Consider the following 26,733-nt stretch of genomic DNA (forward strand, 5'->3'; position numbering starts at 1 on the left):
GCTCACCCGTTCAGGTCCGGCGGCTGCCAGGCGCGCTCGAACGCCTCGTACGGGTCGTCCGGCTCATCCGCGACCAGGGTCCCCTGCACCTCCGCCCGGTAGTCGACCACCCGGTCGTCGCGCAGGCCGCTCGCCCGTACCTCGCCGGTGACGAGGGTCCCGGTGAAGTGCAGCGCCATCATCGCCCGGCGGGCCGACACCGGTAGCGGCGGCGGCACCCAGTCGAGGTGAAGGCCGGACGGCACCGGGGTCGGCGCGGTCCAACTGACGGTGGAAACGCCCGCGTGCGGGGCGGACAGTTCGGCCCGCAGCCGCCCACCGGTCAGATCCAGCGTGTACCGCCCGATGTCCTCGCGACCGCTGTCGGCGGTGGCGGCGAGCCAACTGATGTCGCCGATCACGCCGATGTCCTCGCCGAACAGCGTCACCTCGAGCAGTTCCGAACTCGTCGGCGGGAGCAGGGCCAGCTCCGCGACGACGGAACGGAACGCGACCCCGTCGGTGACCCCGGTCAGCTCCACCCGGTAGACGGCCGGTAGGGGGATCCCGCCAACCCGCCCGAAACCCGTACCGGCGCCGGGTCCCTCGGTACGCAGGAGCTGGGTGAGGGTGACCCGCTCGTCGTGCACCAGGGTCTGGATGTGGTACTCGGCGGTCAGCCGCAGTGCCCCGTCGGCCGGTGCGATCCCGCCGGCCATCGAGGCTCGGGCGGAGCCGTCGGGGCTGTTCCGGGCGGCGACGAAGCGTACGCCGGGACCCTCCGGCCGGTGCATGCCCGGCAGCGGGAAGAGGTCGTCCCGGGCGAGTCCCGGACGCGGTACGACGAGCAGGCGCCCGTCCGGGTGCAGCCACCACCCGGTGCCCTGCAACATCCGGTACAGACCCGGCCTCGCCCGTGCGGTGCCGTGGGTGTCCACCCGGGCGGGACCATCCGGGACCAGCCGTCTCATCACGCCACCTCCGCCGAACGGGCCGTCACGTCGCATCAGGAAAGCCGTCCCGCATGGGAGTCCGGGCGTTCGGCGTAGCCGTGCCGTCACGAATGCGGTCGGGAAACCCCTGCCGTCAGGAAAGCAGAAGCCCGCTCGCGCGATCCGCTCAGTTGAGGGAATCCCGACCCGTCGTCGGTGCGATGCTCGGACGGTGATGGGACGACGGGCGAGACAGCAGGTACGTCGTCGCCGGGCAGCCGCGGGCGTCCGGGCGGAGCCGGGACCGGGGGAGAACTTTGCCTGGCAGGTGCATGCGGCGCAGGAGTCCTGGACGGCCCAGCTCGACGTGAAAGCCTCGATCCTGCTCGCCTTCGAGGGCGGCACGATCGTCGTGTCGGTGCCGACCCAGGGTTGGCTCTCCGCGGCGGCCACCGACGGCTGGCCACGCTACCTCGGCCTCGCCGGGATCGTCACGTTGGTGGTGGCGATGGTCCTGACCGCGGTCACGATCGCGCCCCGGTTGGGCTCACCCCGCCGGCACCGGATCGAGTACCGCGACAACCTCGTCTACTTCGGACACCTTCGGCTCTGGTCGCCGCCGGCCCTCGGGCGTCGGTTGGACCGGCTGACCCTTGCCGATCACAACCAGATGCTCTCCCGGCAACTGGTCGTGATGAGCCGGCTCAACTGGCGCAAACACCGATTCCTTCAGGTGTCGATCGTCGCGCTCCTGCTCGCGCTGGGTGCGCTGAGCGGTCAGGTGTTCCTCGCCTGGCAGGGCTGAGTCGTCCCTCCGGGTCGTGCTGTCGGGTGTCCGACCGACGGGATCCGCTGCCTGACCGACGAATCCCGTCTTTTGATGCGGAGCCGTTGCCGTCCTGCCGAGAACCTGTAGTCAGCGCCGGTCGACCGGGCCGCATACCGGTCGACCGTCGCGTGACCGGCTGCGGGAGTGTGAGAGGCGGTTCAGCGATGGCGTCCAACGTCGAGGCAAAGATCATCGCAACCATCGAGAGTCGGGCCCGGCACCGTCCGGGCATCGAGCGGATCCGCTCCGCGTACGAGGTGATGGTCGGCCGGCTCACGTCGCTGCAACTGCTGGCCAACGAGGTACTGGGCGAGGTGCACCGCCATCCGGGGCGCCCGGAGTACGCGGACCTGGCCGGGGACCTGGGCGCCCTGCTGTTCGGGCCGGGTTCGCTGGAGGTCCTGGTGCCGTCGGCGGTCGAGTTCGGTGGGCAACTGGGCGTGGTGCACGCGCGGGTGCACCGGGAGACGGTCAACATCGGCGTGCTCGGACGTACGCGGGCGGGCAAGAGCACCATCCTGCGGGGGATCACCGGGCAGGGGCGCAACGTCATCCCGTCCAGTACGGACTTCCCGACGACCGCCGCGCGTACCCGGATCCACCACTCGACGGACCGGCAGGAGGCGGTCATCTCGTTGCGTACCTGGGAGGCGTTCCGGGACGAGTACCTGCGGCCGTTGCACGAGGGGGCGAAGCTGGGCCCGGTGCCCGGTACGCCGGAGGAGTTCGTCGCCCGGTCGTACCCGGAGGCGGTCAACACCGACGCGGGCCCGGACCGGCAGACGGACGCCGAGGGCAAGGTACGCGCGCAACCGTTCCTCGACAAGATCAACGAGGCGCAGCGGAGCTTCGGTGACTACCGGGGCATGCTGCTCGGCGAGCGCCGGACGATGACCGTACCCCTGGCGGAGCTGCGGCCCTTCGTCGCCTATCCGGAAGGCGGGCGGGGGGACAAGCGCCTCTACCACGCGGTGCGCGACGTGCACATCTACTGCCCGTTCCGCCAGGTCGACCGGGCCCGGGTGGCACTGGTGGACCTGCCCGGCGCGAACGAGGCGGGCCTCGACATCGACCGGCACTTCCTCAGCGACCTGAACAACGACGTCGACCTGCTGATGTGCGTCAAGAAGCCGAACTCGGACAACGTGCACCACGGCAACGACGACTTCCAGATCCTGCAACTCGGCCAGGACGCCGGCCACGACGTCCGGCTCGCCGACTTCCTGGTCATGGTCGTGAACCGGGACAAGGCCCTGGCCGAGTCGTCCTTCCGCAACGCCTTCGCCGAGGTGGAGAAGGTGACCCGGCGCCAGGGCATCACGACGTTGGAGTGCAACGCCGCCGACGAGGCGAGCGTCCAGGACCGGGTGCTGCTCCCGGTGCTCGGTCACCTCGCCGACCGGCTCGCCGGCATGGACGCGATGGTCATCGCCGCCATGCGCCGCCGGTTGGACGAGATCATCGGTGAGACCCGTACCGTCGTCGGCCGGCTCGACCACCAGGTCAAGCGGTGGCGGCAGACCCTGCCGGACGAGGACGACCAGGTCCGCGCCCTCTCCTACGAGCTGCGAAACACCCTCGGCCAGGCGTTGTTCGAGTTGCAGGGCGCGTACGCCGACGCCGTCCGCCAGGAGACCCCGATCGAGCAGATCGAGCTGGCCATCGGCACCGCCGAGGAGCAGGTACGCAGGTGGACCGAGGAGGGATTCGGCCGGGGGCAGCACACCGAGTGGGAGAGCAGGGCCATCGCCGGCCTGACGGTCGAACCGTTTCGCGAGTACGAGCGGCAGTTCAACCGTGCCCGGCAGGAGATCACCCGGCAGTTCCAGTTCGTCGACGCCTCCCTGCACGCCGCCGTCGAGAAGCTCTGGGCGGACGTTGCCGTGGTCCTGCGTACGCAACTGAGCAGCGAGCTGGTGCCCGAGGGCAGCGACGCGCTGCCCCGACTGCTCGCCTCGATCGACCACCTGAAGGTGCCGGCGTTCAAGCAGGCCGCCGAGCGCCTGGCGAGCCTGCAACGCGACTACGGGAGCCTCTTCCTGCGGGTGGCGACCCCGATCATCATCAAGGTCGACCTGGGCAGGTGGAAGGGGCGCCTGGTCGGGACCGGCCCCGAGGACCCGGAACCGGTGCCGCGCTCCGACGGCCGAGCCGACCGATCCGGCGGTCGATCGACCCGGGCCGAACGCGCGTCGTCGCGAGAGGAGCGCGCGCCCGACAACGACGACGAGTGGTGGCTGAGCTACGACAAGCCCGCCGGGGGCGTACGGGAACAGCCGCCGCGAGAGTCCGCGCAACCGCCACCGGCGGCGGAGCGGTCGGCCCCGGCCGGCAACGGCTCCTACGCCCCCGGCCCGTGGTCCGGTCGGCCGGCGCAGGAGGTGCACAACCTGGAGTCGATGTTGCGCGAGGTGATCGAGGAGACGGTCGCGGAGCTCGTGAAGGACCTGCGACGCGAGTCGCTGTCGATCGCCCAGGTGCTGGCCGCGACCCTCTGGGTGTTCGCCGACGGTGCCGGTCGCACACCCGACGGCGAGTTCGAGTACCAGCGGATCTGCAAGCCGTACCGGACCAAGATCTGGCCCGGCGTGTTCGACGGGACGGTGGCGTTGATGGCGGACCGGATCGTGGCGCTCGACGACGGTGGCCGGGGCCTGGTCGACTCGGTGACCGCGCTCGACCAGGCGCTCGTGAGCAGTGCGGCCGGCTAGCGATGTCCGACGACACCTCCTGGCCGTCCCTGCGGGACTACCTGACGGCCATGCAACGCCCGGCCGGCTCGCTGCTGGGAGAGAAGCCCGGCAGGTTCGTGCCGCTGCGCGAGGCGGACGACACGATCATGCCGGTCCAGGGGCAGTCGGCGTATGTCTTCTACGGTGACCTCGACGGCACACCGACCGTGCTGCGCTGCTTCAAACGGCCGCCGGACGAGTTTCTGCGGGAGCGTTACCTGCGGCTGGCCCGGTACACGGCGGAGGTCGGGTGCCCGTACTTCGCCGACTTCGAGTGGTGGGACGGCGGACTCTACGCCGGTGGCCGGCACACCCCCGTGCTGTTGATGGAGGACGTCGGCGGCCGGTCCATCCGGCAGCACCTCGCCGCGGTCCGTGGCGACGAGGAGAAGCTGGACAAGCTGGCGGACCAGTGGTCCGGGCTGACCACCGACCTCACCACCAGTGGGCTGGCCCACGGCGACCTCCAGCAGGACAACATCTGGATCGCTCCGGACGACCGGCTGCGCCTGATCGACCTCGACGCGGTGTGGGCCCCGCCCCTGGCCGACCTGCCACCCCGGGAGGTCGGCCACCCCAACTTCCAGCACCCGAAGCGGATCGCCGACGGTTACTGGGGCTCCGACGTGGACCGGTTCTCCGCCCTGGTGGTCCTCATCTCGATCAGGGCACTCGCCCGGGATCCGGGTCTGTGGGACGAGTACCACCTCGACGAAAACCTGATCTTCACCGAGGAGGACTTCACCCGGAGCATGGCGTCGCCGATCTGGTTCCGGCTCGCCTCCAACAGCGATCCACGCGTACGCGACCTGACGGCACAGTTGGCCGAACTCTGCGCCGCCGGGTTGGCCGGCGCGACGTCGCCGTACCCGGTGACCCGGCCGGCGCGGAGCACCGCTTCGGTCCCCCTGGTTGTCGCCCAACCGGTACCGGCCGAGCCCGAGCCGGTTCCCGTCGACCGGACGTCGCCATGGGCGGAGCCGGTGGTACTCAAGCCGCCGAAGGTCAAGGTCCCGAAGGTCAAACCACCGAAGGTCAAGCCGCCGAAGACCGGGCCGGTTCGACCCCCGACACCGAGGACGACGCCAGGCCGACCCGGTTCGACCGCACGGGTACGCCGCAAGCGTGGCTGGGTCGGGCCGCTGTTTCTGCTGGCACTGGTGGTCGGTGTGATCACGGTTATCGGATCTCTGATCGGTTGATGGGGATGAGGATGAGCGACGCAGAGCTCTCGAAGCAGCGCCCCCGGCAGACTCTGTCGGTTCCGCTGCCGTACGCCGTCGGGGCCGTGCTGCTCGCGGTCGCGCTTGTGCTCGCGGTGTCGGCACTGGGCACCCGGCCGGCCGAACGACCGACGGTCATGGTCGTGGAAGCGGGCTGGCCCGTTGCGGACCAGGTGGCAGAGCGGCGACAGGAGGCCGCGCGACTGGGCGCGGACACCCTGGTCATCGTGGTCCACCTGGAACCGGCCGGTCGAGCCGCGGTCGCCGTCCCGGTGCACAAGGACGACACCCTCGACGGCCTGGCGAAGAGGTGGGGGATCGACCCCAGGACGCTGGCGGCCGACAATCCGCGGCGCTTCGACAAGGGGAAACTGGTCAACCCGGCCGCGCCCATCTCGGTCCGGCTCACCAACCCCTACCAGGTCCCGGAAGGTCAGCAGTTGTTCCGGTCGTGGGCGGTGGGCGGGCCGGCAGCGGAAACCGGTCCGGCCGCCGTCACGGTCTTCACCACCGCCGGCGCACAGCCGGTCGTGGACGCACTGTCGTCGACCGTGGTGGTGCTCGACTCGACCGGGCAGGTGTGGGCCGGCCCGCCCGACCCTGCCCCCACCGGGGCGGCGTGGCGGTGGGTCCTGGTGGTGTTCCTGCTCATCCTGGCCGCCCTCTGCCTGGTGGTCGGACGGTTCCCGGCGGTGGGCCAGGTCGACGCGGCTCTGGCGCGGTTGACCCGGGTATGGCCGGACCGGTCCGTTCGGGGCCGGGAACCGTCCACCGGCGGGCCGTCCCCGGCGGCGCACCCCAACCCGGGTGGGCCGTCTGGTCCCGTCCGGACACCCCCGCGCGAGGACACCACCCCGCCCACCACCATGCCGCCCGCTGCTCCGCCGATGCCCGCGACCGGTGCGGTGCCCGGGAGTGACATGCGGTCGTCGGCCGGAATACCACCGGCCGTCGCGAGTCAGGGAAAACCACCGGCCGTCGCGAGCCAACCGGGAAACCGGCGCACGCACGCGGGGTACGACGAGCCGGAGCAGCCACGACGGCCGGCTCCGGCTCCGGCTCCGGCTCCGGCCAATGCTCCGGCTCCGGTCGCGGCTCCGGCTACCGGCACGGCTGCCGGGTTCGACTTCACCCCCTGGATCGACCGGCAACGAGGGCCGGAATCAGCCGCCCAGTGCCCCAGGTGCTTCAACTTCGGTCTGTTCCGCCAAGAGAGCGAATACCGATGCGACCGGTGCGGCGAGGCGGGCAGGGTCGCATCGGGGGTCTGGCCCGGCGTGGTGCTGGGCGGCGCCGGGACGTACGGCGGCAGCAAGCCCAGTCACTGAAAAGGAGGTACGGAAATGCAGGTGAATCGCAAGACCCCCGGTTGCTTCGTGTTCCTGCTCGACCAGTCGGCGTCGATGAGCCAGCCGATGTTGGGCGCCGAGAAGAAGACCAAGGCCCAGGCGTTGGCGGACATCGTCAACGAGCTTCTCCAGTCGATCGTCATGCGCAGCGTCAAGTCCCGCAACGAGCCGCCCCGGCACTACTTCGACATCGGTCTGATCGGGTACGGCACCGGCGCACGCCCGCTCTTCTCCGGTGCACTGGCCGGCCGCCTGCTGGCTTCCGTCGCCGAGGTCGCCGCCGGAAAGATCCGGGTCGACCGCGACGCGGACGGTCACGTCCAGCCGATCTGGTTCGACCCGGTGGCCTCGGGGGTGACCCACATGTGCGCGGCCCTCGACCTCGCGGGCAAGATCGTGGAGGGGTGGACGAACAGCCATCCGGAGTCCGGCCCGCCGATCATCGTGAACATCACCGACGGGTACGCGACCGACGGCGACCCGGTCCCGGTGTCGCGCCGGATCACCTCCGGCGGCACCAACCACGGCTCGACCCTGTTGTTCAACATCGCGCTCTCGTCCAGCGAGGCGACCACGGTGGCCTACCCGTCGACCGACCGTGCCCTCACCGACGAGCGGGCCAAGGCCCTGTTCCAGATGTCCTCCCCGCTACCGCCGCTGATGCGCCAGTACGCGGCCGAACTCGGCGCCGACGTACAGGACAACGCCCGAGGGTTCGTCTACAACGCCGACCTGGAAGCGATGATCCAGGCGATCGACGTCGGCACCAGGACCTGAGACCGATGACCACGGTCGGTCGGACGGACGGCTTGAGGTTCGTCGCACACGCCTACTCGTTCCCCAAGGACGAGGACCATCCCACCGAGTGGGAGGACGGTGCCGGCCACTATCTGGGGCGCGGGCGCGGCTGGTTCGCGGTGGCCGACGGCGCCAGCAGCGGATTCCACGTCAAGGAGTGGGCGAAGCGGCTGGTCACGGGGTTCGTGACCCGACGGCTGGATTCCTCGGTCGCGTTGCAGGACCTCATAGACGAGGAGGGTGAGCGCTGGTCGGACACGCGGGACGCTCCGACCCGTGAGCAGGTCGAGCAGCAGTGGTGGCAGGAGGCGGCACCGCTGCGACAGGACACCGCCGCGGCGTTCGTCGGCGCGTACGTCAAGGCGACCGGTCCGCGTACCGGGATCTTCCGGGCTTTCGCGGTCGGGGACTGCTGCCTGATGCACGTCAGGGAGTCGACGCTGCTGATGTCGTTCCCGTTGTCCAGTCCGGAGGCCTTCGCCCAGAATCCGGCGCTCGTCTACAGTCGGCCGGAGAAGATGCCGGCGGGCGTCGAGGGCATCCAGCTCTCGTCGGGTCAGCTCCGTCCGGGGGACATGCTGATCCTGGCCAGTGACCGGCTCAGCCAGTGCCTGCTGTGGCACTCCGCGAGGTCCGACGGGGCGGTGTGGGAGGCGCTGCGGGCGGTCGACCGGCAGTCCTTCGAGACTCTGGTACGCGCCCTGCGTACCCACGGCAGCCTGGAGGTCGACGACGTCACCCTGCTCCGGATCGCCGTGCTCGCGGAGTAGAGCGGGGGCGGTGGCCGACGGCAATCGGTCGCCGCCCCCGCCCCGCCGGTGAACTTTCCCTCGCTGACACTCAACCTTCGACCCCTCGGTGACCTCTCATCCGTTGACGTCAACGTGCAGGAGGGACCGGACAAGGTGAGTGATGACGGATTCCGGGAGTTCGTCGAGGTTCGTTACGGCGACCTTCTCCGTACCGCCTACCTGCTGACCGGATCACGGGACGCGGCACAGGACCTGCTCCAGAACGCCCTGGTCGTCACGATGCGCCGCTGGCGGCAGGTCGACGAACCGATGGCGTACGTCCGGCGGGTCATGGTCAACGAGCGAACGAGCCTGTGGCGGCGGCTCGGCTCGCGTGAGCTGCTGACCGCGATCGTGCCGCAGCGCGAACAGCCCGACGGCACCGATCGCCTCGCCGAGCGGGACCAACTGTTGACCGCGTTGCGCCGGCTGCCGGCCCGGATGCGGGCGGTGCTGGTCCTGCGGTACTGGGAAGAGCTGTCCGAGATGGAAACGGCGCAGCTTCTCGGCTGTTCCGTGGGCACCGTGAAGAGTCAGGCGTCCCGGGGGCTGGCCCGTCTCCGTGACGTGCTCGGAGAGTCCGGCGATTCGCAGGTGCCGTCGAAAGTGACCGTGGGAGGGATCGCATGAGCGTGGACGAGTTGCGGGCCGGGTTCCGGCGGCTCACCGATCCGGTGCTGCCGAGCGAAGACCCGTACGGCGAAGTGCTGCGCCGGGCGCGCAGCCGTCGGCGGAACAGGTTCGCCGGATTCGGCGCGGCCGGTGCCGCCCTTCTTGCCCTGGCGCTGTCCGGACCGGCCATCGTCGGCGTCGGCGGCTGGCAGGGTGCGCCTCCTTCCGAGGGGTACCCGGTCGAGTCGGAGTGGACCTGGCGACTGATCGACTCCCCGACGCGGGGCAACCTCGCGGGCGACACCGAGTTGGTGTCCGACCTGACCCGGGCGCTCGCCGACGAGTCCCCACTGCCCGGGGTGAAGGTCCTCTTCGTCCACGATTTCGCCCGGTCGCGCGTCGCCCTGGTCGCCGACTACTCCGACTCGGCCGCGAGTTTGTCCGTCCTCCGCGAGGACCGTGGCGCATCGGCCGGCGATCTCGCCCGGAGCGACGGACTCCGCAACGCCCGGCTGGACCCCTTCGTCAACGCTCACGGTCTGCTCGGCGACGAGGAGGTACGGGTGTCGTTCTGGCAACTCGGGCTGGCTCCCGCCGGTTGCACGGTGGCAACTTCGGAGCACGCGACGATCGGCCCGGACGGTGCGGTCCGGCGGGTCTGGCAGCCCGCCCCGACCGGGGACTACGCGGTGAGTGAGGAGATGCCGGCTGCTCGATGGCGGACGACCTGCGACGGCGTCGTGCGTCAGGAGGGACCGGTGGAGCCCGGAATCGACGAGATCGACGATCTTGCTGCGCCGTCCGATCCGGAGGCGGCTTCCGACTGGACGACCCTCCTTGACCGGCCGACCGGGCAGGCGGCGCTGGCGTCGTACCAGGAACTGGTGGGACCGGCCGGTCTGGCGGCCACCAGGCCGGTCGTTCGCTGGGCGGGCACCGTCACCGACGGGGCGCACGCGGTGCCGGCGGCACTGCTCGGGCCGGCGACCGGCCCCGGCGCGGTGGTGCTCCAGGTCGGCGCCGAGTCGAAGGCCCTGGTGGCCCTGGTCGACAACAACCAAGCCACTCCGGACGACTCAGCGACCGGGGCGGCGAACCGCGCCGGATGGTCGCTGGTCGCACCGGGGACCGCGGACGACTCAGGCGTGATCGCGGTCCGGGTACCGGCGCGTGCCGGCGGGCGCGCGGTCGCGTCGGATCGGATGCTGGTGGTGGGACCTGCGTCGGCTGCCACCGTCGAGGCGGTCGACGCCACCGGCGCGGTGGTCGGATCCGCCCGGATGGAGCGAGGTGCCGCCATCCTCATCCTGCTCACACGCGACGAGGTGACCCTGCGCGTGCTGGACGCGACGGGGAAGCAGGTGGTGGCGACCGTGACGCCGGAGCACGCCGCCGGCCAACAGCTCTTCGGCGAGCCGATCGTCTCGGCCTGGTGAGCCCGGCGTCGGTGGCCACCACACTCATACGAGGTAGATGTCCACGATCGACCCGTCGCTCCGTACCACCCGGAGCTGGTCTTCCGGGGCGATCGTGTGCAGCACGGCGGCGATCCGCAACGCCCGGTTCACGGCATCGGTCTGGGTGACTCGCCACCCGGAGGTCAGCGCATCGCGTGCGTCCAGGGCAGCGGGGGTCAGGTTGCAGGTCATCTTCGTCAGTCGCGACATCCCGTCACCGGGCTCGGCGGTCATGGGGCCGATTCCTGTGCCGCCGGCTCATCCAGCACCGACACCGCCCAGGCCAACTGGGGGCACCCATCCGGGGTGCACTGTCGGCACGTTCCGGGCTGCCAACTGTTGCCACCCGGCTGGTGCTGCCGTCGCGTCATGTCAGCCGACATCCAGATCGCTGCCCGCGTCAATGGCTCATCCATCCGGCTCATCTCGCCGCCACCTCCCGGACGATCGCAGTGACGCGGATGTAGTTCCCGAAGCACCGCAGATGCCCCTGCCGCATCGGGTGCATGCAGGTGGACCAGTGGGCGGACACCCACACTTCCGGCTCGCCGTCGCGCGTACGTGGGTCGGTCCTGTCGATGGCGACCACCTGGATCTCGGTCTCCTCCATGGCCGGGGCACCGCCGGTGTACCACTCGCCCGCCCGGAGGTGTAGCAGCGTGCCCGGCGGCACGCTGGGCAGGATCACCTTCATGCCTGGGCCTCCCGCTCGGCCGCGAGCATCTGCGGGTCGGCTACCAGCCGGCGGGCTCCCGCCAGCCGGGAGCACCTTCCTGCTCGATACGACGGTCACAGTTTGCACTCCTCGCCGCGTTCGTGTCTCGACGGTCGCCCGCGCGATGCCCAGCAGCGCCGGCCACAGCGACCGGGACAGTGTCGTCAGCGGATGCGGCTCCTGGGAGGGACTCATCGGGTCCGCCACCACGCGGCCTGGCGGGAGTTGAGTCGCGCTCGCCTCTCCTGCGCGCTGGTCGTCTGCGTGCCGGCCACACCGGAAGACATGGTTGGTGCGTCGGCGGCGGGCCTACGGGGCGGCCGATCGCGAAATGGCCCGATCGGGTCCGGATTGTCGCCGGCAAACCACTTCCATCGCATCGCATACCTCCGGTCCACTACCGACGGGGCAGGTGCGGCGCCACCGCCAACAGGGGCGCCACACCCGCTCATCAGGCGGCCGGGCTGCCCCTCTCCCGTAGCCTTGCCGATACTCTGAGCACACGGCAGCAGGTCCGCGTCTCCACTCGTCTCCAAACACCGGGGCCTCGACTTGAGAGGGCGGGAGGCTTGGACGGTTTCGGTACCGTATTGAAGACCATGAGGGAGACCGCAGGTCTCTCCCCGGCTGCACTCGCGGCCCGATCGGTCGTCTCCAAATCTCACCTCGGGCACCTGGAGACCGGCGAGCGAGTGCCCACGGCGGATATCGCCGCCGTACTCGACACGACCCTCCGGGCCGGTGGGGTACTGATGGAGCTGGCCGCACTGGAGCGGGGAGGTGGAGACGACATGCGACGGAGAGCCCTACTCGCGACCGTTGGCGCGGCTGCGAGTCTCGGCGCGATCGGCGGGCCGCACGCGCTCGGGGACATGGTGCGGCACGGGCTGTTGGATGCGGCGGGCACGGAGGAGGACTGGGACGAGGTGCTCGCGACCAACACCCGGTTGCTGGTGACTGATCCGTCCCCGCTGCTCGGCGCCTCGCTGCTGACGAACCTCATGGTGATCAAGCAGCAGATGCGGGCCAACCCGGCACGAGGGCTGTTCCGGTCCGCCGCCGGCCTCGGAATCATCTACGGCCTCTGGTTGGGCAACCATGACCAGCTCGGCGGTGCCGGCCACTGGTACCGGACCAGCGCGACCCTCGCGGACAGATCCGGGGACACCGACATGATGGCCTGGGTGCGCGGTCGGGCCGCGTCACGTGGGGTCTACGAGGACTGGACCGTCGACCACGCGCTGAACGTGGCCACCACCGCGTTGGCCGTCACCGACCGGCCCACGCTCGGTGCGCTGGAGGCGCACGCGGCGCAGGTCGGGGCGTACGCCCTGACCGGAGATGCGCGGCGTGGCCGGGCTGCGGTCGAGGCCATGGCTGATGTGGCCGAGCAACTACCCGCGCCGTCGGCCGGGCCGGGGCCGGTGGAGCGGACCGTGTTCCTGTCCGCATTCCTGGAGGCCCGTGTCGGCACCCCGGACTCGGCGGAGGCCGCGTACGAGCGGGCGGAGTCGGCTCTTGCGGGGCTTCCCACCTGGCTGCTCGAAAGCCGGGTGTACCGAGCGCGGGCGATGGTCGCGGACGGCGACATAGCCGGCGGGTTGGCGTACGCATTGCAGGCGGTCGATGGATTGCGGCACGATGTACGGGTGATCTCGGTTGCCGTCCGAGACGTGTGCCAAGCGGTACCGGCCTCGTATCGGGGTGATGATCTGCACGAGCTGCACCGGCATGCCAGCCCCATCCCCGGCCCCTGGGAGCGACTCCGATGATCAAGCCACGTAGGTTCATCGCCCATACGCGTGCCGTGTGTCGTGCCTCCGCCGGCATCGTGGCCAGGGCGGGCCACCGGGGCACGATCCGCAACCACGGCAGTTGAGGCAGACTTCGCAGGTCGGCCGATCGTGCGGTCAGCATGTCGTCTGCGACTCGCCGTGATCCGCCGAGTGACGCCGAGTTCATGGGTGCCCCATCAACTCGCGTTTGATGTAGGCGATAGTTGGGGAAATACCCGAATCGTCCGTTTGGTGATAGTCGTTGGGATAGCTTCGGGATTGTCTTATCTCGGCAGCACTTCGGGAGCCACGATGTCGCATCACCTTGACACCCCGCACGCCGCCCAGACGGGCCAGCTCTACCTTGACGACCTGTTCGTCTTTCCCGGCGAACGTGGCACCGTGCTGGTGCTGGACGTGAACAGCTCGGTCACGAACGTGGACCTCCAGCCGGGCTTCCACCACGAGGGCCGGTACGAGTTCAAGATCCACATCAACGGCTCGGTGATGGAGGAGTTGACCTACCGGGTCGCCTTCGGCGAGTTCGACGGTCAGGGGCAGGACCTCACCGTGTCCGTGCTCACCGGTGCGGATTCCCGTGAGGACGGGGCGATGGGTGCGGTGCTTGCTCAGGGCCGTACCGGTGAAGAGGTGACCGGGCAGGGCCTGCGGGCGTGGGCCGGGAGGATCACCGACCCCTTCTACGTCGACCTGGACCTGCTCGCCACCGTCAACGGTGCGGTGGCGAAGGGCACGAAGCTGGACCGGTCGGCCTGGAAACCGGAGCAGGCGAAGAACACCTTCGCCGGCACCACCGTCGACTCGATCGTGCTGGAGTTGGTCGACGACGAGTTCTTCTCCGACGGCGCGACCATCGGTGTGTGGGCCGCGTCCAAGCTCGCCACCGACGCCGGCGGCTGGCGTCAGATCAACCGCGCGGGCCACCCGATGATGTGGCCGATCTTCTGGCCCACCGACACCGACTTCTCCAACCCGGCCAACACCCGTCACCCGTGCGAAGACCTGGCGCAGGACGGCGCCGCGATCGCCGGCGCGGTCGCCGGTGCCGTCGCCGCCACAGGTACCTCCCAGGACCCGGAGGCGTACGGCTGGAGCGTGGCGCGCCGGGTCTATCCGGATGTGCTGTCCTACGAGGTGGGCACTCCGGCGAACTTCGGCTTTGCGAAGATCAATGGTCGGACGCTGGCCGACAACGCCCCCGAGGTGATGATGTCGCTGGTGGTCAACACGGCAATCAACTCCGGCCTCACCCCGGACACCACCAAGGACGCCCGCACCGACGTCTTCCCCTACGTGGTCCCTGTCGCGCGCTGAGGGTCGCCGGACCCGGTCAGACACCGACCGGACGGTCAGGTGCCGGTCCGGTCGACTCGCGTACGGTCAGGGTTGCCGGCAGGATGACGGTCCGCCGGTCCGGTTCGGCGGTCGGTTCGTCCAGTCGGGCCAGCAGCATCGCGACCGCCACCTCACCTGCCTGCTCGATCGGCCCGGTCAGGGTGGTCAGCGGCGGGTGGCAGAAGTCGGCGCCGAAGATGTCGTCGCAGCCGACCACGCTGAGGTCGCCGGGGACCCGTACACCCCGCTCCCGGAGCCGGGGCAGCATGCCGATGGCGAACAGGTCGTTGAAGCAGACGCAGGCGGTCGCCCCGGCGGCGAGCACCGCGTCGGCGGCTGCCGATCCGGAGCTGCGCCCGCGCGGGAACGGCCCCACCTGGCGGAACCGTTGCCCGTACCGTTCACCGGCCGCGCACATCGACCGCCACCGGGCCCGGTTCGACCAGGCGGTGTCCGGGCCGGCGACGTAGACGATGTCGCGGTGTCCCAGGTTGACCAGGTGTTCGACGGCCAGGCCGATCCCGGTCGGGGTGTCGATCACCACGCTCTGCACGCCCCGGACGTTGCGGTTGACCGTTACCAGCGGGATCTCCCCGGCCAGCGTGGTCAGGGCGCCCTCGGGGAGCCGGGAAGCGGCGAGGATGGCGCCGTCGAGCGAGCGGCGCATCTTGTGCAGCATCTCCGCCTCGTGCTCGCCGGAGTCCTCGGTGTCGATCAGCAGTTGGGCGTAGCCGGCGGCCTTCAACCGCTGCTGGGTGCCCCGGATCAGTCCGAAGTAGAACGGGTTCGTCACGTCTGAGATCAGGACCGCGATGGTCCCGGTCCGTCCGGAGATCAGGGCCCGCGCCTGCGAATTGGGTACGTAGTTCAGCTCGCGGGCGGCAGCCTGGATCCGGTCGCGGGTGGCGGCGTTGACCCGGCCGGGTTTGTTCAGTGCCCGGGACACGGTCGACGGTACGACCCCGGTGACCCTGGCGATGTCGGTGATGGTGACCGGGCGGGTGCGGCGACCGCCCTCGCTGCTTCCCATCTCGCCAGGCAACCACGGTTGGCAAAACCATGGCAAACGATTGCCGTCGATCACGGTCGATTGTTACGGTCCCGTGAATTCCGCCACCGAGGTGCGCCGGTGCGCTGCCTCCCGCCGAGGAGCTGAGGTAGATGAAAGCGCGACGAACTCTGGCCGGGCTGACCGGTCTGATCGTGGTCGGGCTCGGCCTGACCGCCTGCGGCGCCGACGAGGGCGGTTCGGGCGGGGCCGGATCCAGCCTGGACGTCCTGGTCCAGGCGAACTCGATCTACCCCGAGCAGCAGCGGAAGTGGTTCTCCGACGTCTCCGCGAAGTTCGCGGCGGAGACCGGGGTGACCGTACGGTTCGAGACGTTCGCCTCCCCGAACGACGAGCTGACGAAGATCCAGACCTCGGTCCTGTCCGGCCAGGGACCGGACATCTACTCCCTCGGCACCACCTTCACCCCGACCGCGTACGCGACCGGCGCGTTCGTCGAGTTCACCGACGACGACTGGGCGAAGATCGGTGGACGGGACAAGTTCCTCCCGGCCACCCTCGGCATCTCCGGACCCGAGCCGGGCAAGGAGGTCGGGGTACCGTTCGCCAGCCGGCCGTTCGTCATGGCGTACAACAAGGAGTTGCTGGCCGCAGCCGGCATCGACAAGCCCGCCGAGAGCTGGGACGGGCTGCGCGAGCAGGCCAAACGGCTCTCCACCGGTGGCCGGTACGGTCTCGCGGTCGCGTACGCCGACTCGTTCGACCCGTGGAAGTTCATCTGGGCGATGGACGTGCAGGCGGGCAACCCCCTGGTCACCGGTGGCACGCTCCGGCTGGACGACCCGACCACGCTGGCCGCGTACCGCAGTTACCTCGGTTGGCTGGCGACCGACAAGGTGGTCGACCCGGCCTCGGTCGGCTGGAAGAACGCGCAGGCCATCGCCGCCTTCGCGGCCGGCAAGGCGGCGTTCCTGCCGATGGTGTCGGCCACCTCGAAGGTGACCCTGGACGCCTCCGCCGTCGCCGGGAAGTACGCGTACGCGATCATGCCGACCGTGCCGCCCGGCGCGTCGGCGGTGGCGGCGTCGGGGCGACCGGCGACGAGCATCCTCTCCGGGGACAACCTGGTGGTGGCGAAGTACAGCAAGAACAAGGACAACGCCCTCAAGCTGATCAAGCTCCTGACCGACCCGGAGATGCAGGGCACGTACTACAAGACGTTCGGTGAGCTGCCGACCAACACCGAGGCGGCGGGCGCCCTCAGCGGCGACCCGGCGCTCGCCGCACTGGTCGAGTCGTCGTCCAAGGCGGTCGGTACGCCGTTCAGCGGCGCCTGGAGCCAGATCCAGCTCGCACTGGTCAACGTGGTGGTCCAGTCGATCCCCACCCTGTCCGCCGGCCGGATCGACGAGGCCAAGCTGCGGTCGCTGCTCGCCGAGGCGCAGAAGACCGGGCAGGCAGCGCTGGACAAGGCCAAGTGACACCGGCACCCCTGACCGGCGAAGGTCCGGTGACCACGGCGGCCCCGCCCGGCGCGGACCAGCCGACGCCCGCGCCCGGCCCGGTCCGCGCGCCCGCCCCGGTCCACCGCCAGCCGACCCGGGCCCGGCGTACGCGGCAACGCCACCGTCCGCTCTGGATGCTGATCCCCGGTGGGCTGCTGACCCTCGTGGTGATCGTCGTCCCGCTGCTCACCGCCGGCTACATCTCCCTGCTCGACCTCGACCAGTACTCGATCCGGCAGTGGGTGGGTGCGCCGTTCGTCGCGCTGGACAACTACGTCGAGGCGGTGTCCGCCTCGCACCTGCCGCACGCCATCGGCGTCAGCCTCGGTTACGCGCTGCTCGCCACCGTCCTCACCCTGCCGCTCGGTGTCGCCGCCGCACTCGCCACCCACGACCGGTTCCGGGGCCGGGCACTGGTCCGGTCGATCTTCCTGATCCCGTACGTCCTGCCGGCGTTCGTGGTCGGCACGGTGTGGCGGATCATCCTGCAACCCGACGGGGTGGCCAACGCCGCACTCGGGCAGCTCGGGTTCGCGCCCGGACTCTGGCTCAACGGTCCACGCAGCTTCTGGGCCCTGGTCATCGTGCAGGTCTGGACCGCGTGGCCGCTGGTCTACCTGCTGGCGGTCTCCGGGCTGCACACCGTCGACCCGGTCGTGCACGAGGCCGCCGCGCTCGACGGGGCCGGCTGGTGGGCCAAGCTCCGCTACGTCATCGGGCCCTACCTGCGCGGGCCGGTCTCGCTGGCGCTGGTCATCTCGTTCCTGCACCACGTCAACAACTTCACCCTCCCGTTCGTCCTGTTCGGGGTGCCGGCACCGCGTGACGTCGAGGTCCTGCCGGTGCTGACGTACGTGGAGAGCTTCCAGAACTTCCGGTTCGGGCTCAGCGCGGCGATGGCGGTCCTGTCGCTGGTGCTGGTCGCCATCCCGATCGCGGTCTACCTGCGAGCCGTCCGACTCGACACCGGAGACGAGGGGCGTACGCCATGACCACCCGTACCCGGGCCACCCGGTCGGCGGAGATCACCCGGCTGCTGCCCGGCCCGCTGCGCGCCCTCGTCCTCGCGGTCCTGTTGCTGCTGGTCGGGGCGCCGCTGCTCTACATGTTCCTTGCCTCGATCAACTCGGACCTCTCCGTCGCCGCCGGTGAGTTCCTGCCGCGCAGCCCGGACTTCGGCAACTACCGGCGGATCTGGTCCACCACCGACCTCGGCCCCGGACTGGTCAACAGCGTGCTGGTGGCCGGCGCCGTCGCGGTGGTCTGCGCCCTGGTCTCGATCGTCAGCGCGTACGTGCTGGTCCGGGTCGCGTTCCGGGGCCGGATCGCCATCCTGCGGGGTCTGCTCGCGTTGCAGACCATTCCCGGCACGCTCATGCTCCTGCCGGTCTTCGTGCTGTTCGCCAGCGCCGCGACGGTCCTCGGGGTCCCGGTGATCGGCACCCGGTGGGCGCTGTGGCTCACGTACCTGACCTTCGGGCTGCCGTTCTCGACCTGGGTCATGGTCACCTACCTGCGCGGCCTGCCCCGCGAGCTGGACGAGGCGGCACGGGTCGACGGGGCCTCGTCATGGCGGGTGCTGACCCGGATCATCGTCCCGCTGAGCTGGCCCGGACTCGCCGTCTCCGGCATCTTCGCCTTCCTGCTCGGCTGGAACGACGTCCTGTTCGCCTCCGTACTGACCAATCCCGACACCCGTACGGCGGCGGTGTCGCTCCAGATCTTCGGCGCCACCCAGGAGGGCGGTGCGATCCCGGTCTACGGCCAGCTCATGGCGGCGGCGCTGATCTGCGCCGTACCGGTGGTCGTGCTCTACCTCTTCTTCCAGCGCTACCTGATCAGCGGCCTCACCACGGGCGGGGTGAAATGACCCCGGCCCCGCGCGACGCGAGCCCACCGGACGATCGGAGAACGGACCGTATGAACGGCGGCGCCACCGACCCACCCGCCCCGATCGACGTCGCGATCGTCGGCGCAGGCATCATCGGCGCCAACCACGCGGCGGCCGTCGACCGGCACCCCCGCCTGCGGGTCGCCGCCCTGGTCGACCCGGACGAGGCGGCCAGCGGCGAACTGGCCCGGCGCATTGCCGAGCGCACCGGAACCGGGCCGCCAGGCCGCTACCCGAACCTCGCCGACGCCCTCGCCGACCGCCCGATCGGCCTGGTCGCGATCTGTACGCCGAGCGGTCTGCACGCCCCGATCGCCGAGCAGGCGGTGGCCGCGGGCGCCCACGTGGTGATCGAGAAACCGTTGGACGTGACCCTGCGCCGGGCCAGGAGGCTGGCCGACGCCGCCACCGACGCGCGGTCCCGGGGACTCGTCGTCTCCGTGGTGAGCCAGCACCGCTTCGACCCGGCCAGCGTGGCGGTCGCCGATGCCGTCGCCGCCGGGCAGCTCGGGCCGATCACCTCCGCGGTGGCGTCCGTACCGTGGTGGCGCGACCAGGGCTACTACGACTCGGCCGACTGGCGCGGCACCTGGGCGTACGACGGCGGTGGTGCGCTGATGAACCAGGGCGTGCACACCGTGGACCTGCTCCTCTGGCTGCTCGGGCGACCGGTCGAGGTTTCCGCGCAGACCGCCAGGCTGGCCCACCACGGGATCGAGGTCGAGGACGTGGCGGTCGCCACCGTCCGGTTCGCGTCCGGGGCCCTGGCCGTGCTGCACGCGACCACGGCGGCGTATCCGGGTCTGGGGATGCGGCTCCAGGTGCACGGCACCCGTGGTTCCGCGGTCATCCACGACGACCAGCTCGAATATTTCCACGTCGCGGGCGACACCGACGACCGTCCGCCCCGACGGCCACCCAACCAGGCAGCCGAACGGGTCCCGGTCGGTGACCTGCGCGGCGCACCCAAATCGGAGGACGGTTTCGTGCTCGGTCACCTGCGCCAGTACCAGGACGTCGTCGACGCGATCGACCAGCGGCGACCACCCGGTGTCACGGTCGAGGACGGGCTCCTGTCGCTCGCCGTGGTCGAGGCGGTCTACCGGTCCGCCGCACTGGCCCGCCCGGTCGCGGTCGCCGACGTACTCGCCGGTGCCTTCGACGACCTGCCGTACGTCACCGGCGGCACGGTGCCGGTCCCGGCCGGGGAGGCGGGGCCGCGATGAGGTTCTCCGTTTTCACCGCGTCGACCCCGGAGTGGACACCGACCCAGGCGGCGAACGCCCTGGCGGCACAGGGTTGGGACGGCATCGAGTGGCGGGTCACCGACCAGGAGCCGTCGGCCGAGCCGGGCTTCTGGGCCGGCAACCGGGCCACCTGGCCGCTACAGGGGCTGGAGGACCACCTGGCCGAGATAGCCAGGATCACCCGGTCGGCCGGACTCGACTACTCCGGCCTCGGCGGGTACGTGCGCTGCGGCGAGCGGGCGGACGTGGAGCGGATGCTGGCCGCCACCGCCGCTCTCGGCGCCGGCCGGGTACGGGTGACGATGCCGGCGCTCGGCACCGGCCGGTACCCGGAGCTGTTCGACGCCACCCGCCGCGATCTGGACTGGGCCGCCGGTCGGGCCGCCGCGTACGGGGTCAGCGTGCTGGTCGAGCTGCACCACCGGACCATCGTGGCGTCGTCGTCGGCCGCGATCCGGCTGGTCGAGGGGCTGGACCCGGCCCGGGTCGGGGTGATCCACGACGTCGGCAACCTGGTCATCGAGGGGCACGAGGACTACCTGGCGGCGTTCGAGATGCTGGGTCCGTACCTCGCCCACGTGCACGTCAAGAACGTCGCCTGGCGGCCGGTGGGTCAGCGGCCGGACGGGGCGACCGAGTGGGCGGAGGACTGGGCGCCGCTGCGGGACGGGCAGGCGGACCTGGACGCGTACTTCGAGGCGCTGGCGGCGATCGGGTACGACGGGTGGGTGACGGTCGAGGACTTCTCCACCGCCCAGCCGCTCGCCGAACGTACCCGTGACAACCTGGCGTACCTGCGGGAGGTCGCCGACCGGGCACGTACCGGCCATCCCGCGCGGTAGCGACGTCTTCGACCTTGTGACCGGGCGGCACACTGTCCCCGTGCGCCCCTCACCGCTCGTCCGCGTCGGTCTTGCCGTGGTGGCCCTGGCCGGGGTGCTGGCCGCGATCGTGGGCCTGGTCACCTCGTCGGGTGCTGTCTGGCCGCGCGGTGAGGTAGTCGGCGCTCTCGCCCTCACGCTGGCGGCGAGCGTGGCGTGGTGGCTGGCGGCGCGCCGGGCAGGCCCGGCCGACGAGACCCTGTTGCGGTTCGGTTGGTGGCCGGCGCACCGGCAGTTCGTCGCCGACACGGTGCTGATCATCGGGGGGATCTGCCTGCTCGCCGTGCCGTCGGCGGTCGAGTCCACCGATCGGGACCTGCTCGCGCTGCGCGCCAGCGATCCGGTGATCCGTCAGGTAAAGGTCATCTCGGTGGAGAACCCCGGCACGTCGCGAGGCAGGACCGGTACGACCTACCACGTCGACATGACGGTCGAGGTGCCGTACCCGAGCGGGCCGCCGGTGCGGGTGACGGAGCGGTTCTACGCCGATGACAAACCCCGGTCCTGGGAACCCGTCTACGCGCTCTACCAGCCGTACCGGCCGGAGGCCGGACTGGTCCTGGGCCGGAGCAGGGAGGGGTTGGCCGGAGTTCTCCAGCCGGCCGGGCCGGACGCATTCGTGGGCTGGCTACTGATCGGCCTCGCGGTGATCGTCCTACGAGGTGTCGGTGCCGGGCCACCCGGCGGATGGCGGTCGCAGGCCAGGCTACGGCGGGAACTGCGCCGCGGCGTCCCCGCGATCGTGCTCGAAGGGCACCTCAGACCATCGACGATGTCCTCCGACTCGACGTTGCCGGCGGAGTTCCACGGCGCCGAGGCCAGTGGCACGATCCACTTGAACCCGGCGTTCGACCTGCGCCGGATGCAGCCCGAGTTCTCCGGCACGGTGCGACTGTGCTGGCTGCCCGGCACCAGACCCGGTCGATGGCGCAAGCTGCACGCGGCGATCCTGGTCACCGAGCACGGGCGTTACGCCCCGGTCGGCATCCGCAGCCTCCCGCCCGTCCACGCCACCCGGCGAGCCCCGGTGCCCGATCGTCTGGTCGGTCCCTTTCCTCATGCCGGCGGAAACTACCGAGGTCTGCTCCTGCTCACCGGCGTCCTGGCACTCGGTGCGTTCTGCGCCGGGGTGCTGGTGCCGGTCCAGGACGCCGCGACCGTGGGCGGCGGCTTCGACAACGACATGTCGAGCAGCCTGGGCGTCCGGATGCTCGCTCAGGTGTGTCTGCTGCTCATGCCGCTGGTCGTGACCTTCTACTACCTGGGTTCCCGGCCGTCGCGACACCCACCGGATCGTGCCCCTACACGGCCCGACACCGCCGCTACGGGTTGAGTTCGTCGGTGAAGCTCGCCAGCTCCCGCCCGTCGGCCCCGTACGCGACCAACCGCCCGTGGGCCATGTTCGCGCTGCGGAACGAGAACTCCCGTTGCCCCGGATGGAGGTCGAGCAGCGGGATCACCCGGGGCGCACCGCCGGGCGCGGACCGGTATTCGAGCCGGGTGACGGATTCGTCGACGACGCCGTTCACCCGTACCTTCGTCTTCTCCCGGACGACGCCGAAGCGGACCGCGGCGCCGGCCGACGGGGCGGCGCATCCCGCGACGTCCCGGCAGTAGTAGAAGTAGCGCGGGTTGTCCGCGTCCGTCACGGTGTACGCCTTGAACGTCGGGTCGGCCCCCGCCGGCAGCGGCAGTACGGCGAAACACGCCAGCGTGGCCGTGACCGCGGTGACCGCCCGCAGCCAGCCGCGACGCTGACCGGCAGGCCGACGGGCGGTGCCGACCGCGACCACGGCGATCCCGCCGAAGCCGGCCAGGCAGACGGTGACCGCACCGAGGGCCCGGGCGTTCTCCAGCAGAAACTGGAGGCCGGGGAAGGTCGACACGTCGTCCAGCAGCGCACCGAGACTGAACACCGTCACCACCAGCAGGGCCGCCCCGGCGACCCGGCGCAGCACGCCCCGGGCGGCGACCAGGAGCATCGCCGCGAGCACCGTCCAGACCTGGTGGTGGGTCCACGACACCGGGGAGGCGACCACCGTGGCGCAGCCGACCAGGACCGCGGCGCGTACCGGTTGGTTGTCCAACTGGAGGCTCCGGGCCCGCAGCAGGGCGGTGCCGCAGACCAGGGCAACCAGCGCGGCCCAGAGCAGCGGCAGCGTCTCCGGGGACACCCCGACCCGCATCAGCATGCCGTGCACGGACTGGTTGCCCAGTGAGGCGAGGTTGCCGATCCGGGACGTCTCCAACATCATCCCGGTCCAGTACGTCCAACTGTCGGTGGGCAGCACGACCGCAGCGAGGACGGCGCAGCCCACGAACGCACCGAGCGCACGGGCGGCGTCCCGGTACCGGCGCGAGACCAGGAAGAAGACCACGAACAGCAGCGGGGTCAGTTTGATCGCGGCGGCGACGCCGACCAGCACGCCCCGGTAACGCGACGGGGTGAGCCCCACCGCGTCGACCAGGGCGAGCAGCACGATGAACATGCTGACCTGGCCGAACCGCAGGTTGCTCTGCGCCGGTGCGGAGACCAGCACCGCGCAGGCGATGGCGGCGACGACGAGCTGGCGGTGCGGGGGCGCGACGGGGAACGCGCCACGCACCGTCGCGGCGATGGCGGCCACCGCCGCGATCGTCCCGACCAACCAGATCACCTGTACGGCGGACTCCGGCAACGCCACCATCGGGCGCAGCAGCAGCATCGCGAACGGCGGGTAGGTGAACGGCCCACCGTTGGCCGCGGCGTACTCGTACAGCGGGCGGGCGGCTTCGACGGTCTGCGCCGCTCCGTAGTAGATGTGCAGGTCGGACAGTCGGTCCCAGTCCGGCCGGCGCAACACCAGCACCGACGACACGACGGCGATCACGCCGAAGAGCGACCACATCGAAGCAGCCCTACGCCATGGCATCGGACCAACGTACCGAACATGCGCGTCGGAGGGCACACAGCGTGTGGGATCGATGCTAGGTTGACGTCCCGGTCCCGGCAGCGGTGAGTGGCGGGGCGATGACCAACCGTTGGAGAGATCGTGTCCGGAGCGGTGACGCAGGACCAGTGGCAGGCCGCTCGGGGCGCATTGCGTGACGCCGGAGACCGGTTCGTCGACCTGATCTCCGGGGCGCGGGGCGAGACACCGGTGACCCCGCACTGGACGGTCGCGCAGATGACGGCCCACGTCGCGGCGACCGCCCGGCTCTACGCCTCGATGGTCGAGCCCGATCCCGTCCCGCTGCCGGTCCCCGGACTCGGCGAGCGGCTACAGAGCACCACCGTGGACACCGTCGCAGACCTCAACGAGGTGTTCCTCGCGCACTTCACCGAGCGCGACCTGGCCGTGCTCGGCGAGCAGCTACGGGCCGACATCGACCACATCCTTCGGGTGACCGCCGACCGGGATCACACGGCCGGGATCGACTGGCTCGGCGGATCGTACCCACCCCTGGCCGGGATCCTCGCCCACCTGGTCAACGAGCTGATGATCCACGGCTGGGACATCGCCCGCGTCCGGCGGGTGCCGTGGGAGATCCCGCCCGCGTACGCCGGTCTGTACCTCGACCTGTTCGTCATGGGCATGCTCGGCGACGGTTATGACCACGGACGGCTGCTGGACAACGACGAGCCGCCGCGGGAGCGTCGGATCGCGGTCGAGTTCCGCTCCCGGTACACCACCCCGGTCACGGTCGTGCTGCACAAGGGTCTGGTGACCTCCGAACCGCCCGGATCCGCTCCGGACATCCGGCTGTCGTTCAACCCGGTCACCCTCAACCTGCTGATGTTCGGCCGGGTCGGAACGGCGCGGGCGCTGCTCAGCAGGGGAGTGGCCGTCACCGGTCCCCGCCCCTGGCTGCTGCCGACCTTCCTGCGTACGCTGCGCGCGCCCGGCCCCCTGCGCGCACCCGCCGCCTGAACCACACCGGCCACGTCACCACGCTCACGGTTTACCGCATTTCCGGTACGGGTACCGCAGCCGGAAGATCGACCGGTGAACCGTCGGCGAGGAGTGGGGAGCGGTGCGGCTGCGGCGTACGGATCTGACGAAGCCCGGCTACGGCCGGCGCGTACGGGGCCGTGGGGTCAGCTTCCTCGACCGCGACGGACGCCCGCTGCGCGACCCGGACGAGGTGCAACGCCTCCGTGAGCTGGTGATCCCACCGGCCTGGCGGGACGTCTGGATCTGCCCCGATCCCCACGGCCACATTCAGGCCACCGGAACCGACGCGGCCGGACGAAAGCAGTACCTCTACCACCCGCGCTGGCGGGCGAACCGGGACCGGGACAAGTTCGCGCACGTCCTGACGGTCGCCCGGCGGCTACCGGCGTTGCGCCGGAGAATCGACCGTGATCTCGCCGGTCGGGGGCTGAACCGTGCCCGGGTGCTCGCCGCCGTCGTCAAACTGCTCGACCTGGGCATGTTCCGCATCGGTGGCGACCAGTACGCCACCGGCGACGACCCGACGTACGGCGTGTCGACCCTGCGTCCGGAACACGTACGCCCCGGGCGCGGCTGCGTGGTCCTGGAGTTCGCCGCGAAGGGTGGGATCGAACAGGCACGGCAGGTCACCGACCCGGAGGTCTGCCGGGTTCTGCGGGACCTGCGCCGCAGGCGCCGCGACTCCGACCGGTTGTTCGGATACTGGGCGGGGCGACGCTGGCACGACGTGCACGCCGACGACGTCAACAACTACCTGCGCGAGTTGAGCGGAATGCCGATGTCGGCGAAGGACTTCCGTACCTGGAAGGCGACGGTGCGTACGTCCCGGGTGCTGGCCGAGGCGGCGCCGCAGCGGTCGAAAACCGGCCGTCGCAGGGTCGTCGCCGAGGCGATGCGGGATGTGTCCGACCTGCTCGGCAACACCCCCGCCGTCGCGCGGACGTCGTACGTGGACCCGACCCTGCTCGACCGGTACGACAACGGCCAAACACCCGACATCCGACCCGGTACGTCCGACGCAGCGGCCGAACGCGCCGTGCTCAGATTCCTCCTATGACCGCGGTGTGCTGTCCCAGCGCCACGTGGTGAGACGAGGGTGCCCCGGCAGTTCGGTGCGGCCGGTGGCCCACAGCAGGGTGAGCCAGGGATCCGCACCGCCCGGAGCCTCCGGAAACAGACGGGCGAGCACCCGCGAGCAGAGAGCGGAGGGCGGGGTCCAGGCAAGCCCGAAGCCTTCCGCCAGATCGTGCATGTGTACCAGCGTCTCCACCACCCCCATCGCCGCGAAGCCTTCGGGGTCCGACACCCCGGCGCCGTGGTGGGCGCGGACCCGGGGCGGCGTCGTGCGCACCATGGCGACCAGCAGCGCACCGCACGCCTCCAGCACCTGCACCAGGCCGGCCGGACCCGCGTCACGGTCCGCGAAGAGGAAGTTCGCGGGTCCGTCCGGCCTCTTCCGGCTCAACACGAAAGGGACATGGGTGTCCAGCGGCGGGCTCTGCGGCCCCAACTGCACGGCGTAGTAGAACAGGTCATCGGCGAGGTGCTCGGCGGTCTCCCAGCAGTCCCACTCCAGCGAACCGGCCTTACCGGCCCACCCCTGCGGGGGCGCGTCCCGAAGGACGCCCACGGCGAGCCGCACGGCAAGGTCGACGTCGTCCGCGGTGACGGGAGACAGGACTGATCCGGTTTCGGCTGATCGAGACATGGCAGCACC

At 70.8% G+C, this 26,733-nt stretch carries 24 protein-coding genes; 18 read left to right on the forward strand and 6 right to left on the reverse strand.

Annotation, left to right across the window (positions count from 1 at the left end; translation table 11 throughout):
* Positions 1-2 precede the first annotated feature (2 nt).
* Positions 3-950, reverse strand: a complete 948-nt coding sequence (locus tag OIE47_RS29610; RefSeq protein WP_326557805.1) for a hypothetical protein — start codon at positions 948-950, stop codon at positions 3-5.
* A 196-nt stretch (positions 951-1,146) separates the two neighbouring features.
* On the opposite strand from OIE47_RS29610, the gene OIE47_RS29615 reads away from it, so the two are divergent.
* The 8 genes from OIE47_RS29615 (at position 1,147) to OIE47_RS29650 (ending at position 10,681) form a co-directional block, all read left to right on the forward strand.
* On the forward strand, positions 1,147-1,716 hold the full coding sequence (locus tag OIE47_RS29615; protein WP_326563279.1) for a Pycsar system effector family protein: 570 nt from the start codon (positions 1,147-1,149) through the stop codon (positions 1,714-1,716).
* 188 nt (positions 1,717-1,904) lie between these two features.
* Positions 1,905-4,451 carry a hypothetical protein gene (locus OIE47_RS29620; RefSeq protein ID WP_326557806.1) on the forward strand — a complete coding sequence of 849 codons (2,547 nt, stop codon included), beginning with the start codon at positions 1,905-1,907 and terminating at the stop codon, positions 4,449-4,451.
* A gap of 2 nt (positions 4,452-4,453) precedes the next feature.
* Positions 4,454-5,674 (forward strand): hypothetical protein, encoded by a 1,221-nt coding sequence (locus OIE47_RS29625; protein WP_326557807.1) that lies wholly within the window; start codon positions 4,454-4,456, stop codon positions 5,672-5,674.
* Between the two features lie 11 nt (positions 5,675-5,685).
* Positions 5,686-7,023, forward strand: a complete 1,338-nt coding sequence (locus OIE47_RS29630) for a hypothetical protein (protein WP_326557808.1) — start codon at positions 5,686-5,688, stop codon at positions 7,021-7,023.
* A gap of 15 nt (positions 7,024-7,038) precedes the next feature.
* On the forward strand, positions 7,039-7,821 hold the full coding sequence (locus OIE47_RS29635) for a vWA domain-containing protein (protein ID WP_326557809.1): 783 nt from the start codon (positions 7,039-7,041) through the stop codon (positions 7,819-7,821).
* Positions 7,822-7,826: 5 nt separating this feature from the next.
* A complete protein-coding gene (locus OIE47_RS29640) occupies positions 7,827-8,612 on the forward strand; it encodes a hypothetical protein (protein WP_326557810.1) in 786 nt (261 codons plus the stop codon).
* Between the two features lie 135 nt (positions 8,613-8,747).
* Positions 8,748-9,263 (forward strand): SigE family RNA polymerase sigma factor, encoded by a 516-nt coding sequence (locus OIE47_RS29645; RefSeq protein ID WP_326557811.1) that lies wholly within the window; start codon positions 8,748-8,750, stop codon positions 9,261-9,263.
* Entirely contained in the window at positions 9,260-10,681 is a 1,422-nt protein-coding gene (locus OIE47_RS29650; RefSeq protein WP_326557812.1) for a hypothetical protein, read from the forward strand. Before OIE47_RS29645 ends, OIE47_RS29650 begins: the two co-directional genes overlap by 4 nt.
* A 24-nt stretch (positions 10,682-10,705) precedes the next feature.
* On the opposite strand, the gene OIE47_RS29655 is transcribed toward OIE47_RS29650, so the two are convergent.
* Together OIE47_RS29655 and OIE47_RS29660 are read right to left on the reverse strand one after the other, a co-directional pair.
* Positions 10,706-10,936: a hypothetical protein gene (locus OIE47_RS29655; RefSeq protein WP_326557813.1), complete on the reverse strand. Its 231-nt coding sequence runs from the start codon at positions 10,934-10,936 to the stop codon at positions 10,706-10,708.
* 187 nt (positions 10,937-11,123) lie between these two features.
* Complete coding sequence (locus tag OIE47_RS29660) at positions 11,124-11,396, reverse strand: hypothetical protein (protein WP_326557814.1); 273 nt, start codon at positions 11,394-11,396, stop codon at positions 11,124-11,126.
* A 179-nt stretch (positions 11,397-11,575) separates the two neighbouring features.
* Between OIE47_RS29660 and OIE47_RS29665 the strand changes: the two genes are divergently transcribed.
* Positions 11,576-13,189 (forward strand): helix-turn-helix domain-containing protein, encoded by a 1,614-nt coding sequence (locus OIE47_RS29665; protein ID WP_326557815.1) that lies wholly within the window; start codon positions 11,576-11,578, stop codon positions 13,187-13,189.
* Positions 13,190-13,504: 315 nt separating this feature from the next.
* On the forward strand, positions 13,505-14,527 hold the full coding sequence (locus OIE47_RS29670; protein ID WP_326557816.1) for a DUF4331 family protein: 1,023 nt from the start codon (positions 13,505-13,507) through the stop codon (positions 14,525-14,527).
* Between the two features lie 16 nt (positions 14,528-14,543).
* Here the strand turns inward: OIE47_RS29670 and OIE47_RS29675 are convergent, their stop codons facing one another.
* Positions 14,544-15,578: a LacI family DNA-binding transcriptional regulator gene (locus OIE47_RS29675; RefSeq protein WP_326557817.1), complete on the reverse strand. Its 1,035-nt coding sequence runs from the start codon at positions 15,576-15,578 to the stop codon at positions 14,544-14,546.
* Positions 15,579-15,709: 131 nt separating this feature from the next.
* Here OIE47_RS29675 and OIE47_RS29680 point away from each other — a divergent pair, with 131 nt between their 5' ends.
* The 6 genes from OIE47_RS29680 to OIE47_RS29705 are packed head-to-tail and all read left to right on the forward strand — an operon-like array spanning position 15,710 to position 22,414.
* Positions 15,710-17,038, forward strand: coding sequence for a sugar ABC transporter substrate-binding protein (locus OIE47_RS29680; RefSeq protein WP_326557818.1), 1,329 nt, complete (start codon positions 15,710-15,712; stop codon positions 17,036-17,038).
* A 29-nt stretch (positions 17,039-17,067) separates the two neighbouring features.
* The gene (locus OIE47_RS29685; RefSeq protein WP_326557819.1) at positions 17,068-18,054 is read left to right on the forward strand and encodes a carbohydrate ABC transporter permease; all 987 of its coding nucleotides are present in this window, start codon (positions 17,068-17,070) and stop codon (positions 18,052-18,054) included.
* Positions 18,051-18,932 (forward strand): carbohydrate ABC transporter permease, encoded by an 882-nt coding sequence (locus tag OIE47_RS29690; RefSeq protein ID WP_326557820.1) that lies wholly within the window; start codon positions 18,051-18,053, stop codon positions 18,930-18,932. The genes OIE47_RS29685 and OIE47_RS29690 overlap by 4 nt, the downstream gene beginning before the upstream one ends.
* 50 nt (positions 18,933-18,982) lie before the next feature.
* Positions 18,983-20,179, forward strand: coding sequence for a Gfo/Idh/MocA family protein (locus OIE47_RS29695; protein ID WP_326557821.1), 1,197 nt, complete (start codon positions 18,983-18,985; stop codon positions 20,177-20,179).
* Positions 20,176-21,042, forward strand: coding sequence for a sugar phosphate isomerase/epimerase family protein (locus tag OIE47_RS29700; RefSeq protein ID WP_326557822.1), 867 nt, complete (start codon positions 20,176-20,178; stop codon positions 21,040-21,042). Before OIE47_RS29695 ends, OIE47_RS29700 begins: the two co-directional genes overlap by 4 nt.
* A 40-nt stretch (positions 21,043-21,082) precedes the next feature.
* A complete protein-coding gene (locus OIE47_RS29705; protein WP_326557823.1) occupies positions 21,083-22,414 on the forward strand; it encodes a hypothetical protein in 1,332 nt (443 codons plus the stop codon).
* On the opposite strand, the gene OIE47_RS29710 is transcribed toward OIE47_RS29705, so the two are convergent.
* Positions 22,404-23,993, reverse strand: a complete 1,590-nt coding sequence (locus OIE47_RS29710) for a glycosyltransferase 87 family protein (protein ID WP_326557824.1) — start codon at positions 23,991-23,993, stop codon at positions 22,404-22,406. The two genes, OIE47_RS29705 and OIE47_RS29710, sit on opposite strands and share 11 nt — an antisense overlap.
* 120 nt (positions 23,994-24,113) lie before the next feature.
* Between OIE47_RS29710 and OIE47_RS29715 the strand changes: the two genes are divergently transcribed.
* Both OIE47_RS29715 and OIE47_RS29720 read left to right on the forward strand, forming a co-directional pair.
* A complete protein-coding gene (locus tag OIE47_RS29715; RefSeq protein WP_326557825.1) occupies positions 24,114-24,992 on the forward strand; it encodes a maleylpyruvate isomerase family mycothiol-dependent enzyme in 879 nt (292 codons plus the stop codon).
* Between the two features lie 103 nt (positions 24,993-25,095).
* Positions 25,096-26,073 carry a DNA topoisomerase IB gene (locus tag OIE47_RS29720; RefSeq protein WP_326557826.1) on the forward strand — a complete coding sequence of 326 codons (978 nt, stop codon included), beginning with the start codon at positions 25,096-25,098 and terminating at the stop codon, positions 26,071-26,073.
* On the opposite strand, the gene OIE47_RS29725 is transcribed toward OIE47_RS29720, so the two are convergent.
* Positions 26,068-26,724: a hypothetical protein gene (locus OIE47_RS29725; protein ID WP_326557827.1), complete on the reverse strand. Its 657-nt coding sequence runs from the start codon at positions 26,722-26,724 to the stop codon at positions 26,068-26,070. The genes OIE47_RS29720 and OIE47_RS29725 overlap by 6 nt on opposite strands.
* Positions 26,725-26,733 lie beyond the last annotated feature (9 nt).

This window comes from Micromonospora sp. NBC_01796 (genome assembly GCF_035917455.1).
Taxonomy (GTDB): Bacteria; Actinomycetota; Actinomycetes; order Mycobacteriales; family Micromonosporaceae; genus Micromonospora_G.